This window comes from Kribbella sp. NPDC023972, assembly GCF_040639075.1.
Taxonomy (GTDB): domain Bacteria; phylum Actinomycetota; class Actinomycetes; order Propionibacteriales; family Kribbellaceae; genus Kribbella.
The window spans coordinates 29,762-47,135 of the sequence record NZ_JBEZZH010000007.1; the positions used below are offsets into that span (position 1 = coordinate 29,762).

Annotated in this window: 17 protein-coding genes; 10 read left to right on the plus strand and 7 right to left on the minus strand. The window is 68.5% G+C overall.

Annotated elements, in window-relative coordinates:
* Positions 1 to 73 precede the first annotated feature (73 nt).
* Positions 74 to 535 (minus strand): isoprenylcysteine carboxylmethyltransferase family protein, encoded by a 462-nt coding sequence (locus tag AB0F43_RS26355; RefSeq protein WP_360482157.1) that lies wholly within the window; start codon positions 533 to 535, stop codon positions 74 to 76.
* Positions 528 to 1,007 carry a MarR family transcriptional regulator gene (locus AB0F43_RS26360; RefSeq protein WP_360482159.1) on the minus strand — a complete coding sequence of 160 codons (480 nt, stop codon included), beginning with the start codon at positions 1,005 to 1,007 and terminating at the stop codon, positions 528 to 530. Before AB0F43_RS26360 ends, AB0F43_RS26355 begins: the two co-directional genes overlap by 8 nt.
* Before the next feature lie 37 nt (positions 1,008 to 1,044).
* Here AB0F43_RS26360 and AB0F43_RS26365 point away from each other — a divergent pair, with 37 nt between their 5' ends.
* The 4 genes from AB0F43_RS26365 to AB0F43_RS26380 all read left to right on the plus strand — a co-directional run bounded on the left by AB0F43_RS26365 (position 1,045) and on the right by AB0F43_RS26380 (position 3,640).
* Positions 1,045 to 2,289, plus strand: a complete 1,245-nt coding sequence (locus tag AB0F43_RS26365) for a glycosyltransferase (protein WP_360482162.1) — start codon at positions 1,045 to 1,047, stop codon at positions 2,287 to 2,289.
* A 96-nt stretch (positions 2,290 to 2,385) separates the two neighbouring features.
* The gene (locus tag AB0F43_RS26370) at positions 2,386 to 2,532 is read left to right on the plus strand and encodes a hypothetical protein (protein ID WP_360482165.1); all 147 of its coding nucleotides are present in this window, start codon (positions 2,386 to 2,388) and stop codon (positions 2,530 to 2,532) included.
* 37 nt (positions 2,533 to 2,569) lie between these two features.
* Positions 2,570 to 3,121 (plus strand): TetR/AcrR family transcriptional regulator, encoded by a 552-nt coding sequence (locus tag AB0F43_RS26375; RefSeq protein ID WP_360482168.1) that lies wholly within the window; start codon positions 2,570 to 2,572, stop codon positions 3,119 to 3,121.
* Between the two features lie 12 nt (positions 3,122 to 3,133).
* On the plus strand, positions 3,134 to 3,640 hold the full coding sequence (locus AB0F43_RS26380; RefSeq protein ID WP_360482171.1) for a DUF2867 domain-containing protein: 507 nt from the start codon (positions 3,134 to 3,136) through the stop codon (positions 3,638 to 3,640).
* Here the strand turns inward: AB0F43_RS26380 and AB0F43_RS26385 are convergent.
* The 3 genes from AB0F43_RS26385 to AB0F43_RS26395 form a co-directional block, all read right to left on the minus strand.
* Entirely contained in the window at positions 3,623 to 5,464 is a 1,842-nt protein-coding gene (locus tag AB0F43_RS26385; RefSeq protein ID WP_360482174.1) for an ABC transporter permease, read from the minus strand. The two genes, AB0F43_RS26380 and AB0F43_RS26385, sit on opposite strands and share 18 nt — an antisense overlap.
* A 69-nt stretch (positions 5,465 to 5,533) precedes the next feature.
* Positions 5,534 to 6,088: a TetR family transcriptional regulator gene (locus tag AB0F43_RS26390; protein ID WP_360482177.1), complete on the minus strand. Its 555-nt coding sequence runs from the start codon at positions 6,086 to 6,088 to the stop codon at positions 5,534 to 5,536.
* Between the two features lie 81 nt (positions 6,089 to 6,169).
* Positions 6,170 to 7,390 (minus strand): cytochrome P450, encoded by a 1,221-nt coding sequence (locus tag AB0F43_RS26395; RefSeq protein WP_360482180.1) that lies wholly within the window; start codon positions 7,388 to 7,390, stop codon positions 6,170 to 6,172.
* 192 nt (positions 7,391 to 7,582) lie between these two features.
* Here AB0F43_RS26395 and AB0F43_RS26400 point away from each other — a divergent pair, with 192 nt between their 5' ends.
* Positions 7,583 to 10,120, plus strand: a complete 2,538-nt coding sequence (locus AB0F43_RS26400) for a bifunctional FO biosynthesis protein CofGH (protein WP_360482183.1) — start codon at positions 7,583 to 7,585, stop codon at positions 10,118 to 10,120.
* Between the two features lie 585 nt (positions 10,121 to 10,705).
* Here the strand turns inward: AB0F43_RS26400 and AB0F43_RS26405 are convergent.
* On the minus strand, positions 10,706 to 11,332 hold the full coding sequence (locus AB0F43_RS26405) for a hypothetical protein (RefSeq protein ID WP_360482186.1): 627 nt from the start codon (positions 11,330 to 11,332) through the stop codon (positions 10,706 to 10,708).
* On the minus strand, positions 11,325 to 13,247 hold the full coding sequence (locus tag AB0F43_RS26410) for an acyl-CoA dehydrogenase (RefSeq protein ID WP_360482189.1): 1,923 nt from the start codon (positions 13,245 to 13,247) through the stop codon (positions 11,325 to 11,327). The genes AB0F43_RS26405 and AB0F43_RS26410 overlap by 8 nt, the downstream gene beginning before the upstream one ends.
* A 100-nt stretch (positions 13,248 to 13,347) precedes the next feature.
* Here AB0F43_RS26410 and AB0F43_RS26415 point away from each other — a divergent pair, with 100 nt between their 5' ends.
* The 5 genes from AB0F43_RS26415 (at position 13,348) to AB0F43_RS26435 (ending at position 17,346) form a co-directional block, all read left to right on the plus strand.
* The gene (locus AB0F43_RS26415) at positions 13,348 to 13,743 is read left to right on the plus strand and encodes a TOBE domain-containing protein (RefSeq protein ID WP_360482192.1); all 396 of its coding nucleotides are present in this window, start codon (positions 13,348 to 13,350) and stop codon (positions 13,741 to 13,743) included.
* The gene (gene modA / locus AB0F43_RS26420; RefSeq protein WP_360482195.1) at positions 13,743 to 14,519 is read left to right on the plus strand and encodes a molybdate ABC transporter substrate-binding protein; all 777 of its coding nucleotides are present in this window, start codon (positions 13,743 to 13,745) and stop codon (positions 14,517 to 14,519) included. The genes AB0F43_RS26415 and modA overlap by 1 nt, the downstream gene beginning before the upstream one ends.
* A complete protein-coding gene (modB, locus tag AB0F43_RS26425; RefSeq protein ID WP_360482197.1) occupies positions 14,516 to 15,322 on the plus strand; it encodes a molybdate ABC transporter permease subunit in 807 nt (268 codons plus the stop codon). The genes modA and modB overlap by 4 nt, the downstream gene beginning before the upstream one ends.
* Positions 15,319 to 16,380, plus strand: coding sequence for an ABC transporter ATP-binding protein (locus tag AB0F43_RS26430; RefSeq protein WP_360482200.1), 1,062 nt, complete (start codon positions 15,319 to 15,321; stop codon positions 16,378 to 16,380). The genes modB and AB0F43_RS26430 overlap by 4 nt, the downstream gene beginning before the upstream one ends.
* 396 nt (positions 16,381 to 16,776) lie before the next feature.
* The gene (locus tag AB0F43_RS26435; RefSeq protein WP_360482203.1) at positions 16,777 to 17,346 is read left to right on the plus strand and encodes a transglycosylase family protein; all 570 of its coding nucleotides are present in this window, start codon (positions 16,777 to 16,779) and stop codon (positions 17,344 to 17,346) included.
* Positions 17,347 to 17,374: the final 28 nt, after the last annotated feature.

The window sequence follows — 17,374 nt, forward strand, 5'->3', positions numbered from 1 at the left end:
AAAAACAAACTTGCACTCACTGCAAACTATTAATCCTGAAACTTTGCATCCGTGCACGATCCCCCGGACCCCGTCAACTCCTGCGTCGCGGCAGCCACGCCGGCACTGCGCGGCGGTACTCCTCGTACTGTGCGCCGTACCGTCGGAGCAGCGCGGGCTCCTCGTACCACCGGACGAACGACGCCATCACGGCCCACGCGAGTACGCCGTACCCGAGGATCCAAGGGTCGAGGAAGGTGAGGGCCTGGCCGAGGATCGCCGCGACGACGCCGACGTACATGGGGTTGCGGACGAAGCGGTAGTCGCCACCCACCACGAGCTCCGCGGTCGGCGCGACGGGCGCCGGCGTACCGCGTCCTTCCCGGACGAAGCGGACGAAGGCACGCAGTACGACGTACGCCCCGGCGGCGACCAGGACGAGCCCAGGCCAGAACCGAGGCTCCGCCCAACCGCTGATCCACCAGGGCACGACGCCACCCACCACACACGGTGCGGCGAAGAAGAAGGCCGTGCTGCCCAGGACGGCCTTAAGCATCGTCGAGCCTTGCGATCACGCGGTCGGACAGCTCGCAGAAGGTCTCCAGCTCGGCCGGGCTCAACCCCGCGAACCAGTCGGCCACCGCGGCGAAGTCACCGGTGTCCCGCTCCCGCCAGTACGCCGCACTCCGATTCGTTGCCGATAGCAACTTGCGGCGGCGGTCCGCCGGATCGGGCTCGACCTGCAACAGGTCCTTGCGGACCAGGGCCGCGACGATCTGCGCGACGTTCTGATGTGTGCTCCCCAAGGCCGCGGCCGCCTCGGCCAGCGACGGCCTGCCCATCGCCGTCACCACCGTGATCAAGGCCGCCTGCTGGGTGGTGAGCCCATCGGTTCGCAGCCGCTCGTCCATCGCATTGCGAAGCTTCTGGGCAAGCATCAGCGTCGTGCGGAACGCCCGCACCGACGCCGCCAGCTCCGAACCCGCGCCGATCCCGAACAGTTCCTCGCTCTTGCTCCGCGGTGACATAGGCAATATATTACCTATCATCGTCGAAGGGGGCAACATGATCTGCCTGCTGCCGCACTGCGCCTACCTGTCCGAGACCTCCCGGATGCTCGAGCTGCACCGCGCGTTGACGGAGCTCGGGCTCGAGGTCCGCGTCGCCACCCACGGCGGTCCGCACCAGCGCCTGCTCGCTCAGGCCGGCATCAGGTACGACGTCATCGGCCCAGGCATGACACCGGCCAGAGCGGCCCGCGTCGTCGGTGACGCGATCGGGCTCGGCGATCCCCGGCAGAGCATGTACGACGACGCCGAGATCCGGGCGTATGTCGCGGCGGAGGCGGAGTACTTCCGCGCCCACGGGATCACTGTCGCCGTCACCGGATTCACCCTCACCACGTTGCTGTCCTCGCGGCTGGCCGGCGTACGCGTGATCACCGAGCACGCGAGCAGCTTCGTGCCTCCGGTCTTCGAACGTCGCCTGCTGCCGGCTCCGACGCGGCCGGTGGATCCACACTTGAAGCACGCCCCGGACTGGCTGGCCCGGTTCCTCGTCAACAGGACGTGCAACCGCACCACGGCGTACTGCGGTGGTTTCAACCGCGTGGCCGCATCGCTCGGTATAGAAGGGGTCCCCAGCCTGGCCGCCCTGCTGCTCGGCGACCTCTCGCTGGTTCCGGAGGTTCCCGAAGTACTCGGAATCTCCTCCGCCGAGCTCGCCGCCTGGAGGCCAGGCAAGGGCTATCGCGCCGGCTCGCGGCTCGGAGGCGTCGGCCCTTTGTTCGCCCACCTGGACCTGCCGCTGCCGGATGAGGTGCAGAGGTTCTTGGACCGTCCAGGCCCGACGATCTATCTCGCGATGACCTCGACGCCCCCCGCTCAGGTCCGTACGGCGATCGCCGAGCTCAGCCGCCTCGACGTACGAATCCTGGTCGCCGGCACGCTCCACGACCTCGGCGACCTGGCCACCGACCGGATCATGATCCAGGGCGTGCTCCCCAGTCACCTGGTGATGCCGCAGGTCGACCTCGCGGTCACCACCGGCGGCCAGGGCAGCGTGCAAACGGCCATGGCCTGCGGTACGCCGCTGCTCGGTATCCCACTGCACATCGAGCAGGACCTCAACGTCGCCCTGGTCGAACGCCTCGGCGCCGCCCGTCGCGTGCGCCCCGGCACCCTGGCCGACCTCGCCAACCGAATGCTCGGCGACCCCACCCACCTGGAAGCCGCCGAGCGGATCCAGAAGCTGTACGCCGCCGCCGACGGCCCAGCCGAGGCCGCCACACTCATCGCCCGGCAACTCTGAATCCGCTGACCGCCGTGTCCGGATCGGCCAGGTTTCTCCGGCGGCGCGGTCGCGCCGTGGCTGGCCGGGAAGCTCGGTGAGGAGATCAACATCCAGTTGCCGTTCTACGTCGGCGCCTTCGCCGTGGTCCTCGCGGTCGGCGCGCTGGCCACCGGCTGGAAGCCGCTGTCACACCTCCGCGCGCCCGCCACCCACGCCAAGGTCGAGGCCGAGGCCGAGGCCCTCACCGCCGCGGACGCGTGAGACCGGGCCATACCAAACGGTATGGTATGGTCCGGCCATGGTGACGCGGACCGAGTGGCTCGAGGCAGGGCTGGAGCTGCTCGCCGACGAGGGCGCGCCGGCCGTCACGATCGAGCGGCTGACCGGGAAGCTCGGTGTCACCAAAGGCTCGTACTACCACCACTTCAAGGGCGCCGCCGGTTTCCGGACAGCGCTCTTGGAGTACTTCGAGGCGCAGTTCACCACCCGCCTGATCGACACCGTCGAGCGGGAGCCCGGTGCCGAGGCGTGGACCAAGCTGAACCACCTGCTCAAACTGGTGCTCGTCGATCCGGACAGCGCGAAGCTGGAGATCGCCATCCGGGCCTGGGCGTTGCAGGATGCCGAAGTACGGGCCGCGCAAGAGCGGGTCGATTGCGCGCGTACGGCGTACCTGAAGGAACTGTGCCGCGGATTGTCGACGGACGTGGACCCGGATCGCCTTGCGGAGTTGCTCTACCTGATCCTGATCGGCGCCGAGCAGGTGCTGCCCACGATGCCGCGCGGCGAACTGCGTGACATCTACGCGATGACGCTCCGGCTCGCGACCGGAGAGAAGCTGCTCGACTGAAGGAGTGCTGTCATGCCGACGCGGACCGACCTGCCCGAGCTGGACGACCTGCTGCCCACCGTCGACGTCGTCGACGTGAAGACCGTCCGCGGTCCGGTGTCGCTGCGTGAGTTCACCGCCGGCGCCCTTGGCTATGCACCACTGTGGATCAAAGGGTTGTTCGCGGTTCGGATGGTGGTGGCCCAGGTGCTTCGCCTCGACACGACCGGCATCCCGGCCTCCCGCCGGCTGCGTCCGGAGACGGTCAGTTTCACGCCGGGCGACTCGGCGTCGTTCTTCACCGTCGTTCGCGGCGAGGAGGACCACTACCTGCTGCTGGAGGTGACCGACAACCATCTGATCGCCTGGCTGGCGCTCATCACCGACAGCGCGCAACCTTCGAGTGAGTTCAAGGTCGTCACGCTGGTGCGGTACCTGCGCCCGGCCGGACGGTTCTACTACAACCTGATCCGGCCGTTCCATCACCTGGTGGTGAAGAGCATGGGCCTGGCCGGTGCGCGGTCATTCGCGCGCCGCTAGCAACGAGATCGGGCGCTGTCGCGTCGCTCGGTGTGCGCTGAGCCCGGCCGCGGAACAGACGACGATCAGGGCCGCGCCGAAGATCAGGCCAAGCAGTCGCCACGGAATCGCCAAGGCCGCAAGGCCGTACGGGCCGGCGGCGATCCCGGCAAGGGCCGCACCGGCGACGAGTGATCCGAGCAGTACGCCGACACTGACAACGGTGGCGGATTCGATCAACGCGACCGCGACGACCTGGCCGCGGGTCAGTCCCGCCATCCTGGCCAGGGCGAACTCGCGCCGACGATCCGCGGTCGACATCACCACGGCGTTGACCACGGCAACGGCCGCATAGATCCCGGCGAGTCCCATCAAGGCCGCGAAAAGGCCGGAGTTGCTGCGTTGCTGGGCTTCACCTCTGGCTTCCGCCCATTCCGGTACCGTCGTACCGGCCATTTTGTTGCCTGGCGCAACTTTGATGAGGGTCTCGGTGCGGCCGCCGGCCGGTAGCAGCGTTCGGGGGATGAAGAAGTTCTCGCTCACGTCCAGCGTCTCCGGCATGATCGCGACGACCCGGACCGGGATCTTCCTGTTGCCGAGCGCAATGGTCAGGGTGGAGCCGAGTTTGTAGCCTTCGGCAGCCATTCCTGGACCGACGGCAATCGTGCGGCCGGACAAGCGATCCAGCGAACCCTTCCGCGGCCGGAGCCGGTGCGTCTGCTGATACGCCACCGGGTCGATCCCTATCGCCTCCGAGTAGACGGTTCGCTTTCCGCGGGTGACCGCGACAGGAACGGCGGTCTGAGGTGACGCGACCGTGATCCCGGGGCCGGCGGTCACCAGGTGGTCGACGACCCGGTCGGCTGTGATCAGCCGTTCCTGTTCCACGCCTACCGCCTTGGCGAGCGAGCCGAACGTTCCCCACAACCCGACCACGAGTCCCACCAGCACGATCAGCGGCGCCGCCGTCGCCGCGCTTCGCCGTACCGCATGAAGAACGCCGGACCGGGCCAGGTCGGCGATCAGGTTGCCGCGCAGCACCGCGGCGGGGAGGCGTCCGGCCAGCGGTACGACGATCGGGCTGAGCTGGCTGAGGGCGATCGAACCGCTGATCATCACGACCAGGCCGATCATCAGCCCGGCGACGAGATCGCGGGCAGCCTGCGCGGCGATCACCAGCACGACGGTGCACGACGCAGCCGAGAGACCCCAGAACCATCGCCACGCGGTCATCACCCGCATCGCCTTGGGAGACTCGGTGAGCGCCTCGAGCGCCCTGACCCGCGATGCTCGCCAGGCGGCTGCGAGTACGCCGGCCAGCGCCGTACTGACACCGACGATCATCGCGGTCCACATCGCACCGTGATCCCAGGGTGCGTCGAACCACTCCGGCAGCATGCCGAGCTTGATGAGCAACGCGGACTGTGCCCAGGTGCCGAGCAACCCGACCGGTACACCGATCGCCGTTCCCAGCAGCCCGAGCAGCCCGGCCTCACACACCAACATCCAGCAGACGTAGGCCCGCTGTGCCCCGACCAGTCTGAGCAGACCGAGCTCGCGCCGCCGCTGCACCACGGTGAAGCCGAACGTCGTACTGACGATGAACACGGTCAGGAACACCGCGAGCATCACGGACATCCCCACCAGGGTCGCGGCTCCGACGTACCCCTCGCGGACCTGTGCGCGCTCGTAGCCGGAGAGGCCTGCGGGCAACGCCGGCCGATCAGTCGCGGCGAGCACCTGCAGGCCGGACTGCACCAGGCCTACCCCGAGCGCCACGGCGACAACCGCCCCGGCGAACAACTGCCACCTGTCCCGCACAGCGCCCAGCGACAATCTGATCACTCCCCCACCCAACCGCCCGGCCGGCCGGCCGACCCGGGCCCCAACACCCGATCCGAGGTATCGCCCGCGCTACCTCAGGACCTCGAGGAGGGCGGCGATGTCGGTGCGGTCCACCTCGCGGGCGCCGATCAAAGCTTGCATGAGCAGGCCGTCGAGGGCGGCGACCAGCAGGCCGGCCTTGTGCGGGTCGGCGGTGAAGGCCCGGGCGATCTCGGTGAGGGGCTCGAGCCAGGCTCCGGCGACCTCGCGGAGGGCCGGGCGGCGGGCGGCGTACAGGTAGAGCTCGTAGAGGGCGAGCGTGCGCCCGCGTCGTCGGACGAGGCTGTGCTCGATCAGCCGTGCCAGCTCGTCCGCAGGCCGGGCCCCCAGCTCACTCCCCCGCTCGTGGAGCTCGGCGGCCAGATCCTCCGCCGCCCAGGTCAGCGCCGCGACCAGCAGATCGTCCAGCGTCGGGAAGTGATAGGTGATCGACGCGACCGACACATCCGCCGCCGCGGCCACCGCGCGATGGCTCACACCTGCGACTCCATCGCGTTCGATCACGCCGACGGTGGCCTGGAGCAACTCGATTCTGCGCTGCGCACCGCGCCTGCGACGGCCGTCCGCACCCCTGCTGACCTGCACGGACAGAAAAACTATCAGGACAACTGTACGGATTGTTCGCCGAAGTGCTCCCGGCGAGACAACTCGCCGGGAGCACTGGCGTCACTGCTTCACGGTACCGAGGTTGACCGGTATCGACAGCGGTCCGACAGTGAAGAACGACGGCGAGTGCGGGATGGCATCCGGGTCGGTCGCGAGACTCAGCTCCGGAATCCGGCGGTAGAGCGTCTCGAGCGCGAGCCGGCTCTCCAGCCGGGCCAGCGGGGCGCCGATGCAGTACCGCGGCCCATGCCCGAACCCGAAATGTCCGGTCTGCTGCCGGGTGATGTCGAAGTCCTCGGCAGTCGGCCCGTACTCGCTCTCGTCGAGCCCGGTGGACTGGAACGCCACCCCGACCGCACTGCCCTTCGGGATCGGCACACCCGCGATGGTGACGTCCGCGGCGGTGAACCGCCAGCTGGTCATCGTCACCGGGTGCCGGTGCCGCGCTGTCTCCTCGACTACGTCGGCCCACCGGTTCTCGGCCTTGGCCAGCGCGAGCTGCTCGGGGTGCCGGGACAACGCGACGATCGCGTAGCCGAGCAGGTGGACCGTGGTCTCGTGGCCGGCGATCAGCATCAGCCAGAGCACCCCGACCAACTCGTCGGTCGTGAGCTGGTCGCCCTCGTCCCGAGCCTGCACGAGGCCTGAGGTGAGGTCGTCGCCGGGCTCCGCCTGCTTACGCTGTACCAGCTCGTGCAGGTATCCGACGAGCGCGTTATGCGTCGCGAACGCCTCTTCGGGGCCGGTGGTGTGCGCCAGGAGGGTCGCGGTCCATCGTCGCAGCCGGAGTCGTTCCTCCGCAGGCACTCCGAAGAGTTCGCAGATCACGGCCATCGGCAGCGCCTCGGTGAACGTGGGCACGAGGTCCACGCCGTCGCCGGCGGCGATCACGTCGTCCACCAGTTGATCGATAAGCTCCTGGATCCGTGGTTCCAGCGCTTGCGCCCGGCTCGGGGTGAACGCCTTGCCGACAAGGCCGCGCAGCCGACGATGATCCGCACCGTCCTTGGTGGACAGGTGGTCGCCCTGGACGACGGCACGCAACGGCCAGTCCTCCGGGATCGAGCCGTCGTACAGCGCGGGCCAGTGCTTCGGGTCGCGGAGAAAGGTCTTGTTGTCGCCGGCGAGGATCTCCCGCACGGCCGCGTGGCTCAAGGCCAGGTAGGCGGGCACGCCACCGGGAAACTCCACCTCGACCACGGGCGCCTTCTGCCGCAGGCGCCGACAGGTGTCGAGCGGACTCTCGTCGGCGGCGGGGAAAGCGGGGAGACTGATAGTCATACAAGATCCTCCGATGTCGGCGTGTCACGCTGAGTATCCGGATGCAGACCGTTTGCGGCAACATATTTCGAGTGACGAACTGGTTACGCAAAGATCTTGCGGAACGTCGGATTATCAGGACGTTTGTACGGATTGTTTTTCGTCCCGAGAATCGCGGGAAGACCCGGTTTCCGGCACCTAGGCTCGGATCCCGTGGCAACCAACGAGATCAGTACGGCGATGCGCCGCGCACTCAAACGTGCGGACGACGGAAAGACCCTCGACCCGGCCGAGGCGGAGGTCCTCCTCACCGCCACCGGTGACGCGCTGACCGCCTTGATGGCGACCGCGGCCCGGGTCCGCGACCAGGGACTGGTGGACGCCGGCCGGGCCGGGATCGTCACCTACTCGAAGAAGGTGTTCATCCCGCTGACCCGGTTGTGCCGGGACCGGTGCCACTACTGCACGTTCGCGACCACGCCGGGCCGGGTGCACTCGCCGTACCTCTCGCCGGACGAAGTACTGGAGATCGCCCGCCAAGGTGCGGCACTCGGCTGCAAGGAGGCGCTCTTCACCCTCGGCGACGCACCCGAGGACCGCTGGGACGCGGCGCGCACGTGGCTCGAGGAGGCCGGGTACGACAGCACGCTCGACTACGTGCGGGCGATGGCGATCCGGGTGCTCGAGGAGACCGGACTGCTGCCGCACCTGAACCCCGGTGTGATGAAGTGGCAGGACCTGCAGCGGCTGAAGCCGGTCGCGCCGAGCATGGGCATGATGCTGGAGACCACCTCGCGCCGGCTGTTCGAGGAGAAGGGGCAGCCGCACTTCGGCTCACCCGACAAGGACCCGGCGATCCGGCTGCGGGTGCTGGAGGACGCCGGCCGGTCGAACGTCCCGTTCACCACCGGCCTGCTGATCGGCATCGGCGAGACGATGGCCGAGCGGGCCGACTCGATCTTCGCGCTGCGCAGGATCGCGCGGCAGTACAACGGGATCCAGGAAGTCATCATCCAGGGGTTCCGGGTGAAACCCGACACCGCGATGCGCAACGACGACGACGTACCGCTGGAGGAATGGCTGGCCGCGATCGCGGTCTCCCGGATCGTGCTCGGGCCGCGGATGCGCGTCCAGGCGCCGCCGAACCTGGTCGACCTGGCCGAGTGCCGTGCCCTGCTCGACGCCGGTGTCGACGACTTCGGCGGGGTCTCGCCGCTGACGCCGGACCACGTGAACCCCGAGCGTCCCTGGCCGCAGATCGACGACCTGGCCAAGGTGACCGCGGATGCCGGATTCACCTTGCGGGAAAGGCTGACCGCGCATCCGGAGTACCTGCGTGAGCCATGGCTCGACCCGCGGCTGATCTCGCACGTCGAGGCGCTGATCGACCCGGCGACCGGATTGGCGAACGAGAGCGCGATGCCGGTCGGGCTGCCCTGGCAGGAGCCGGACGGTGGGTGGAACAGTGCCGGGCGCACCGATCTGCACACCGCGATCGACACTGAGGGGCGTCGCACCGAGACCCGCTCGGACTTCGATGCGGCGTACGGCGACTGGGACGTACTGCGCGAGGACGTCGCGGCCCGTCAGGAAGCGGCCGCGCGGGATCGTTCTGGCGCACCGACCCGGATCGAGGCCGAGACCAAGGCCGCCCTGGCCGCGGCCGAGCGCGATCCCGCCGGTCTGTCGGACGCCCAGGCCCTCACGTTGATGACGGCAACGGGTCCGGCGCTGGACGAACTGGCACGCATCGCCGACGACTTGCGTAAGGCAACGGTCGGCGACGACGTGACCTACGTCGTGAACCGCAACATCAACTTCACGAACGTCTGTTACACCGGCTGCCGGTTCTGCGCGTTCGCCCAGCGGCGGACCGACGCGGATGCGTACTCGCTGTCGATGGACGAGGTCGGGCAGCGCGCCGAGGAGGCCTGGGTGATCGGCGCCACCGAGGTGTGCATGCAGGGCGGCATCCACCCCGACCTTCCCGGTACGGCGTACGCCGACCTGGTCCGCGCGGTGAAGGACCGGGTCCCGGAGATGCACGTGCACGCGTACTCGCCGATGGAGATCGTCAACGGCTCGGTCCGCACCGGGCTGTCGATCGAGGAGTTCCTGATCTCGGTGAAGGAGGCCGGGCTGGACAGCATCCCCGGCACCGCGGCCGAGATCCTCGATGACGACGTCCGCTGGATCCTGACCAAGGGGAAGTTGCCGACGGCAACCTGGATCGAAGTGATCAGTACCGCGCACAAGGTCGGGCTGCCGTCCAGCTCGACGATGATGTACGGCCACGTCGACGCGCCGCACCACTGGGTCCAGCACCTGCGCACGATCGCCGCCGTACAGGACCAGACCGGTGGTTTCACCGAGTTCGTGCTGCTGCCGTTCATCCACCAGAACTCGCCGATCTACCTGGCCGGCGTCGCGCGGCCGGGGCCGACGTACGACGAGAACCGCGCGGTGCACGCGATGGCGCGGATCATGCTGCACAGCCGGATCGACAACATCCAGTGCTCGTGGGTGAAACTCGGCGTCGACGGGTGCGTCGCGGTGCTGAACGGTGGCGTCAACGACATCGGCGGCACGCTGATGGAGGAGACGATCAGCCGGATGGCGGGCTCCAAGCACGGCTCGCGCAAGTCCATCGCCGAGCTCACCGCGATGGCCACCGCGGCCGGCCGCCCGGCCCGCCAGCGCACCACGACATACGGCGATGTCCCGTCCCGGCCATCACTCGAGCTCGCTTGAGGTTGGGAGGTTCCCGGTTGGTGTCTGGTCCCCAGCTGCACCAGACACCAACCAGAGAACGGCAAACGCCGACCGCGCCTGATGTCGGTCGCCACCTCACTGGCGACCGGCACCGGTATCGGCACGGCCGGCGTCCTGCTGTTGCCCCGAGAGGGCAGTCGGCCCGAAGGAGGGCGGGCCCGGCGTCTCATTCCGTGACCGGCAGGGGAGGTACAGTCCGGTCTCGGACGGGAGGACTTCCGGGTTCCACCTGGAGCCTGTGTCAGCGACCCGTCCGTCGCCGACAACAGAACGTTGTCACGCCCCCACAGCCCCGGACCATCCCCAGGATCAAACATTTGCATTGCCTTTGAACAAGGCAACACTCTGTAGGCAGATCTTCACTTTCCGTACATCCGTTGCCTTCCGCAACAACCAAGCGGGGCGACCGGCTGCCGCGCGAAAGCCGCTGCGGACACCACGTCGCGGCCAATCCGGCCTATACCTCTGAGGTCCTGCCGGCCTGTAGACAGCCGGGGCATCCCCGGCGAAATGCAGCAGCGGCCTGTCCCGGAGTGCTTCTCGGGACGGGCCGCTGAGGTTCGGTCAGTACGGGTAGGTGTCGTCGCGGCGGGTGGGGTCGAGGTCCCAGAGGGAGAACTCGACGATCTTGTGCGACTCTTCGCCGCCGGCCGGGGTGAGGCCGGCGTTGTCGTAGTCCTTGGAGCCGAGGCCGTCGAGGTAGCAGAGCAGCTCGAACGCCGACTGTGCGTCCTCGATGTCGTCGATCACCTCGTCGTTCTGCGCCTCGTCCGCCCGGCTCCGGACGTACCGCACGAACGCCTCCGGGTCCGTGACCACGAAGTCGTACCGCGCCTGGTAGCTGAGCCGGACACCGTCTTCCGGCAGCAGCGGCTCCCCCAGCTCGTCGAGGTCGTCCAGGCCGCCGCCTTCGACCATCTCCCGGTAGTCCTCGGGATCGTCGAAGTCGTCCGGCCCGAGCGGCAGGTCGTCCAGCTCGTCGGGGTCGTAGGAGTCGATCCCGAGGAAGATGTCACCCCAGCCTCGTTCGTGGACGGCGTCCGCGAGCGCCCGGGCCTGGACCCGGACGTTCTCGATCGCGCCGGTGGCCCGCAGGTCGTGCAGGTCCAGAGCGTCGGCCTGCTCCAGCAGCACCCGGGCGAGTTCACGGGCGGCGTCGGCGGCCGACGCGGGTTCGATCGGCTCACTCATGCTGCGACGGTACAACCATGGGCACATCGACCGCCGCGCCCGGTACGCCGAACGCGTCCACGAGCTCCACCGCGACCGGCCGGACCGCGGCACACAGCTCGTTCACCAGCGCCGTGATCGCCTTCGACCGGCCGGGGGAAAGCCGGCCGTGCTCGAGGTACCAGGCCCGCTCCGCCTCGATCGTCGCCAGCGCGTGCAGGTCGTACACGTCCTTCAGTCGTTCGCGAAGCTCCTCCGGCGCATTCTGTACGGCGGCCTGGAAAGTTTCCAGCACGATCCGGTCCACATGCGCCCGCCCGGCCGCGATGACGTGATCCTGGCACCGGTTGAACACCTCGAACGGTTCGTCACCCGCGTCGATCCCTGCCTTCAACCGCCGCGCCACCCCGGACAGCATGTGCTCCTCGCGGAACCGCAGCAGGCCGGAGTGGTACGCGTCGTCCCGCAGCCCGGCATCCGGGTCGGCCGCGTCACTCCGATTCGGTACGACGTCGCGCAGCCGCTCGATCAACGGCCGCAGGGCCGCCTTCTCGACCGCGATCTCCACCGCCTGTGCCGCGATGAACCGGGCCGTCCCGAGCGGGTCGAGCTTCCCGAACGACTCCCGGTAGTCGGTCAGCAGACCCTTCGCGACCAACTGCAGGAGGACGGTGTTGTCCCCTTCGAAGGTGGTGAACACATCGGTGTCCGCCTTCAGCGTGGCCAGCCGGTTCTCCGCCAGGTAGCCGGCTCCGCCGCAGGCCTCGCGACACACCTGGATCGTCTCGGTCGCGTGCCACGTCCCGAGTGCCTTGGTCCCGGCCGCCTGCGCCTCGAGCGCCCGCCGGTCGTGCTCGTTGCTGCTGTCGTCGAAGATCCGGACGAACTCGTCCACCAACTCCGCCTGGGCGAAGTGCAGCGCGTAGGTCCGGGCGAGCAACGGCAGCAGTCGCCGTTGATGCATCCGGTAGTCCAGCAACAGTGCCTCCTCCGCACTCCCGGGAGCGCCGAACTGCCGCCGCTGAGCGCCGTACCGAATCGCGATCGCGAGCGCGACCTTGCTCGCGTTGATCGCGGCGCCACCGACCGAGACCCGGCCCTGCACCAACGTGCCGAGCATGGTGAAGAACCTGCGGTCCGGGTTCTCGATCTCGCTGGTGTAGTTGCCCTCAGCATCGACTTGCGCATACCGGTCGAGCAGCGCCTCCCGTGGCACCCGGACCTGGTCGAACACGATCCGCCCGTTGTCCACACCGTTCAGCCCGAGTTTCGGTCCGCAGTCGGACAGCGTCACGCCGGGTAGCGGCGTACCGTCCTCCGACCGGATCGGGACCAGCAGGCAGTGCACCCCGTGGGTCTCGCCGCCGACCACGAGCTGCGCGAACACCGCCGCCATCCGCCCGTGCCGCGCCGCGTTGCCGATGTAGTCCTTCCGCGCGGCCGGAGTCGGCGTGTGCACGACGAACTCCCCGGTCGAGGCGTCGTACGTCGCCGTCGTACCGAGCGCCTGGACGTTCGAGCCGTGGCCGGTCTCGGTCATCGCGAAGCAGCCCAGCAGCCGGCCGCCGATCGCGTCGGCGAGGTATCGCTCGTGATGCCGCTCGGTGCCCAGGTGCAGGATCGCGCCGGCGAACAGGCCGAACTGCACCCCGGCCTTCACCATCAGCGAGAGGTCCCCGAAGGCGAGCGTCTCGAACCCGGCGATGAACCCGCCGAGATCGCCCTCGCCGCCGTACTCCTTCGGGAAGCCGCGCGCCGGGTGGCCTTCCGCGGTGATCCGCTGCAGCAGCTCGAGCACCTTGTCGCGATACTCGTCGCGCGGCAGGCTGACGGCCAGCTCGAACAGCTCCGCGTCGGCGGCCAGGCCTGCGCGCACGACGTCCCGCGCCGCCTTGTGCGGCCCGTCCAGGTAGTCCCGCAACCCCGATGTCCTCATGTCCCTAACTTATGCGTCTCCGCGACCACTTTCCGTCACCGCTCTGCGACTGTGGAAAACCGGCATCGGAATCCGCATCTGCGGCCCTAGAATATCGATCGTGCCGAATTTGCGGATCAGTGAGGCGGCCGCGCTGCTCGGGGTCAGTGATGACACCGTGCGGCGCTGGGTCGAGCAGGGCCGGCTGCCGTCGGTTCAGGGCGGCGGGCGGATGGCGATCGACGGGCGTGAGCTCGCCGCCTTCGCCCAGCAGCTGGCGGAGTCACCCGAGCCGGGGGCCACCACCGCCGCCTCGGCACGCAACCGGATGCGCGGGATCGTCACCCGCGTGGTCAAGGACGGTGTGATGGCCCAGGTCGAGCTGCAGGCCGGGCCGTTCCGCGTGGTGTCGCTGATGAGTCGCGAGGCCGCCGACGAGCTCGGCCTGGAGCCCGGAGTGGTAGCCGTCGCCTCGATCAAGTCCACCCATGTCGTCGTCGAAATCCCGGAGGCCTGATGCTCCGCCGTACGGCGCTCGCCGCACTCGCCACCGTTGCCGCGCTCACCGTCGCCGGCTGCGGTGACGACACCTCGGCCGCGTCGTCAGGTGACTCTGGTACGACGAAACTGTCCGGAACGGTGAGCGTGTTCGCGGCCGCATCGCTGACCGGGTCGTTCACCCAGCTCGGCAAGGACTTCGAGAAGGCCCACCCGGGCGTGAAGGTGACCTTCAACTTCGCCGGCAGCTCGGCGCTGGCGCAGCAGATCAACCAGGGCGCGCCCGCGGACGTCTTCGCCTCGGCCGCGCCGAAGAACATGGATCAGGTGACCGACAAGAACACTCCGACGACATTCGTGCGGAACACGCTGGAGATCGCCGTACCGGCCGGGAACCCGGGCAAGATCACCGGGCTGAAGGACTTCGCGGACAAGGACAGGAAGATCGCGCTGTGCGCCGAACAGGTGCCGTGCGGGGCCGCCGCGGACAAGGTCTTCAAGGCGGCCGGGATCACGCCGCAGCCGGACAGCCTGGAGCAGGACGTGAAGGCTGCGCTGACGAAGGTGAGCCTCGGTGAGGTCGACGCCGCGCTCGTCTACAAGACCGACGTACTCTCGGCCAAGGACAAGGTGGAGGGCATCGAGTTCCCCGAGGCCGACAAGGCGGCCAACGAGTACCCGATCGCCACGCTGGCCAAGGCCCCGAACCCTGACGGCGCCCAGGCCTTCGTCGACTACGTCCTCTCCGGCCAGGGCAAGGCAGTTCTCACCGCTGCTGGTTTCGACGCGCCATGAGCCGAAGGAGCAGGAGTACGGCTGGGCGGCTGCCCCTTGTGCTCCTGCTGCCTGCGCTACTCGGTTTGGCGTTCCTGCTGGTCCCACTGATCGGTCTCCTGGTCAGAGCACCGTGGTCGACGCTGCCGAGCCGTCTGTTCAGTGCGGACGTCTGGACCGCTCTGCGACTGTCCCTGGTGTGTGCGACGGTTGCCACCGTGTTGTGCCTGCTGTTGGGCATCCCACTGGCGTGGCTGTTGGCCAGAGGTTCTCTCCCTGGCCGTGGCATCATCCGAGCCCTGGTGACTGTCCCGCTGGTCCTGCCGCCTGTCGTGGGCGGTGTAGCGCTGTTGCTGGTACTGGGACGACGCGGACTGATCGGTGAGCGGCTTGATCTCTGGTTTGGCTACTCCTTGCCCTTCACAACGGCTGGAGTGATCGTTGCAGAGGCCTTTGTCGCCATGCCCTTCCTGGTGATCTCAGTAGAGGGCGCACTACGTGCCGCAGACCCTCGCTATGAGGAGGCGGCTGCCACGTTGGGCGCTGGACGGTGGCTGACGTTCCGCCGCGTGACGCTTCCTTCCATCGCTCCCGGGGTGGTGGCAGGCGCCGTACTGTGCTGGGCTCGTGCACTCGGCGAGTTCGGCGCCACCATCACCTTCGCGGGCAACCTGCCTGGGCGTACGACGACCATGCCGCTGGCCGTGTACCTCGCGTTGGAGACCGACCCCGACGTGGCCGTCGTACTGAGTCTCGTGCTGCTGCTCGTGTCGGTCGTCGTACTGGCGTCTCTGCGCGAGCGCTGGATCAGTGGCCTGCGATGACTCTGTACGCCGACATCCAGGTACGCCGTGGCGCCTTCGACCTGGCGTTGGAGCTGCAGGTCGAGCCGGGCGAGGTCGTGGCCCTGCTGGGCCCGAACGGCGCCGGCAAGACCACTGCCCTGCGCGCAATCGCCGGACTGCTGCCCGTAGGTACTGGACGCATCACCCTCGACGGGGACGTGTGGGACGAACCACCCCGCGTCTTCCGTACGCCGGACCGCCGGCCGATTGGCGTGGTCTTCCAGGACTACCTGCTCTTCGACCACCTCAGCTGCTTGGAGAACGTCGCCTTTGGCCTGCGAGCACGCGGCGTAGACAAGCAGACAGCCCGCACTGAAGCCCTGCGCTGGCTGGAAACAGTGGGCCTGGCGTCGTACGCCCGTACTCGTCCCCGCTCGTTGTCCGGAGGCCAAGCTCAACGCATAGCCCTGGCCCGCGCCCTGGCCACAGACCCAGAGTTGTTGTTGCTGGACGAGCCATTGGCCGCGTTGGACGCCAGTACGACGCTCCATGTCCGCGCCGAGCTGGACCAGCACCTTCGACGCTTCCCTGGTCGCACCCTGCTCGTCACGCACGACCCACTCGACGCCATGGTCCTCGCAGACCGCCTGGTCATCGTCGAGAACGGCCGCATCGTCCAGCAGGGCCGCCCCACCGACATAGCGCGTCGCCCCCACACCGACTACGTGGCCCAACTGGTCGGCCTCAACCTCTACCGAGGCATGGCCTCCGGCACCACAGTCACCCTGACCGACGGCGGCACCATCACCCTGGCCGAACCCGCCGACGGCCCGGTCCACGTAGCCTTCCCACCCACCGCCATAAGCCTCTACGTCGACGCCCCGTCCGGCAGCCCCCGCAACACCTGGCCCGCAACCGTCACCGGCATAGAACAACACGCCCACACAGTGCGAATCCGCCTGACCGCCACGCCCACCGGCCCCGGCACCCTCCTGGCCGACATAACCCCCGCCGCGGTAGCCGACCTCCACCTGACCCCCGGCCAACCCCTCCACGCCACCCTCAAAGCCACCGAAATCCACACCTACCCCAGCTGACAACCCACGCGCGCTCCCACCGCACCAGGTACCAGGCGAGAAGTTGCGGGTGTGATGGCTGTTTCGAGCGTTTGACTACCCTCTGCGCACAAGGCTCGAACCGGGCGCGCTCAGGACCGGGAAACCGTTCTGTTGTTGGGGTTTCGCCACGTCAGGGGCAATAAAAAAGTGGGGCAGATTCGCTGAATGGTCTTGCGCTCCGGGCCAAGGTCGCCCAGGATGGCTCAGGTCACGTCGTTACCATGGCGTGACCATTCGGATGCTGTCCTGTGATCTGTCCGAATGCCCCTCCCCTGCACGGGGGGCCTGGTGAGTTCCACCATGCCCAAGCTCACGAGGAGCGCACTACTGATGTCCAAGGCCCGACATGCGCGCCCCCGGCGAACTACTCGCCGGGTGGCCCGAACCCTCTCCATTGCCGGTCTCGGAGCCGGTATCACCGCCGCCGGCGCGGGCGCAGCGTTCGCGACCGACTACACGGTCAAGCCCGGCGACACCCTCTCCGAAATCGCCCAGGCCAACGGCGCCGACTGGCACGAGCTGGCCAGGATCAACAACCTGAACGACCCGGACCTGATCCTGATCGGGCAGACCCTGACGCTGGACGGCGTGAAGAAGGCCACCGCTCCGCGCCAGGTGACGGCCAAGAAGACCGAGACCAAGAAGGTCCGCAAGACCGAGCGCAAGGCGCGCACCAGCCGCTCCGACGACCGCCCCTCGACGAGCGTGAGCATGAGTGCCGCGTGGCGGAAGGTCGCGCAGTGTGAGTCCGGTGGCAACCCGCGGGCGGTGAATCCGGCCGGCTACTACGGGCTGTTCCAGTTCGACCTGCAGACCTGGCGCAGCGTCGGCGGCTCCGGCAACCCGGCGAAGGCGTCGGCGGCGGAGCAGCTGATGCGGGCGAAGAAGCTGTACGCCCAGCGCGGCGCCCAGCCGTGGCCGGTCTGCGGCCGCTACCTGCGCTGACACCACCGGTAGGGGCGGGCGGTTGACT

Coding starts and splice junctions, on each gene's coding strand:
- AB0F43_RS26355 (WP_360482157.1), bottom strand. CDS start 535: ATGCTTAAGGCCGTCCTGGGCAGCACGGCCTTCTTCTTCGCCGCACCG.
- AB0F43_RS26360 (WP_360482159.1), bottom strand. CDS start 1,007: ATGTCACCGCGGAGCAAGAGCGAGGAACTGTTCGGGATCGGCGCGGGT.
- AB0F43_RS26365 (WP_360482162.1), top strand. CDS start 1,045: ATGATCTGCCTGCTGCCGCACTGCGCCTACCTGTCCGAGACCTCCCGG.
- AB0F43_RS26375 (WP_360482168.1), top strand. CDS start 2,570: ATGGTGACGCGGACCGAGTGGCTCGAGGCAGGGCTGGAGCTGCTCGCC.
- AB0F43_RS26380 (WP_360482171.1), top strand. CDS start 3,134: ATGCCGACGCGGACCGACCTGCCCGAGCTGGACGACCTGCTGCCCACC.
- AB0F43_RS26395 (WP_360482180.1), bottom strand. CDS start 7,390: ATGACTATCAGTCTCCCCGCTTTCCCCGCCGCCGACGAGAGTCCGCTC.
- AB0F43_RS26405 (WP_360482186.1), bottom strand. CDS start 11,332: ATGAGTGAGCCGATCGAACCCGCGTCGGCCGCCGACGCCGCCCGTGAA.
- AB0F43_RS26410 (WP_360482189.1), bottom strand. CDS start 13,247: ATGAGGACATCGGGGTTGCGGGACTACCTGGACGGGCCGCACAAGGCG.
- modA (WP_360482195.1), top strand. CDS start 13,743: ATGCTCCGCCGTACGGCGCTCGCCGCACTCGCCACCGTTGCCGCGCTC.
- modB (WP_360482197.1), top strand. CDS start 14,516: ATGAGCCGAAGGAGCAGGAGTACGGCTGGGCGGCTGCCCCTTGTGCTC.
- AB0F43_RS26430 (WP_360482200.1), top strand. CDS start 15,319: ATGACTCTGTACGCCGACATCCAGGTACGCCGTGGCGCCTTCGACCTG.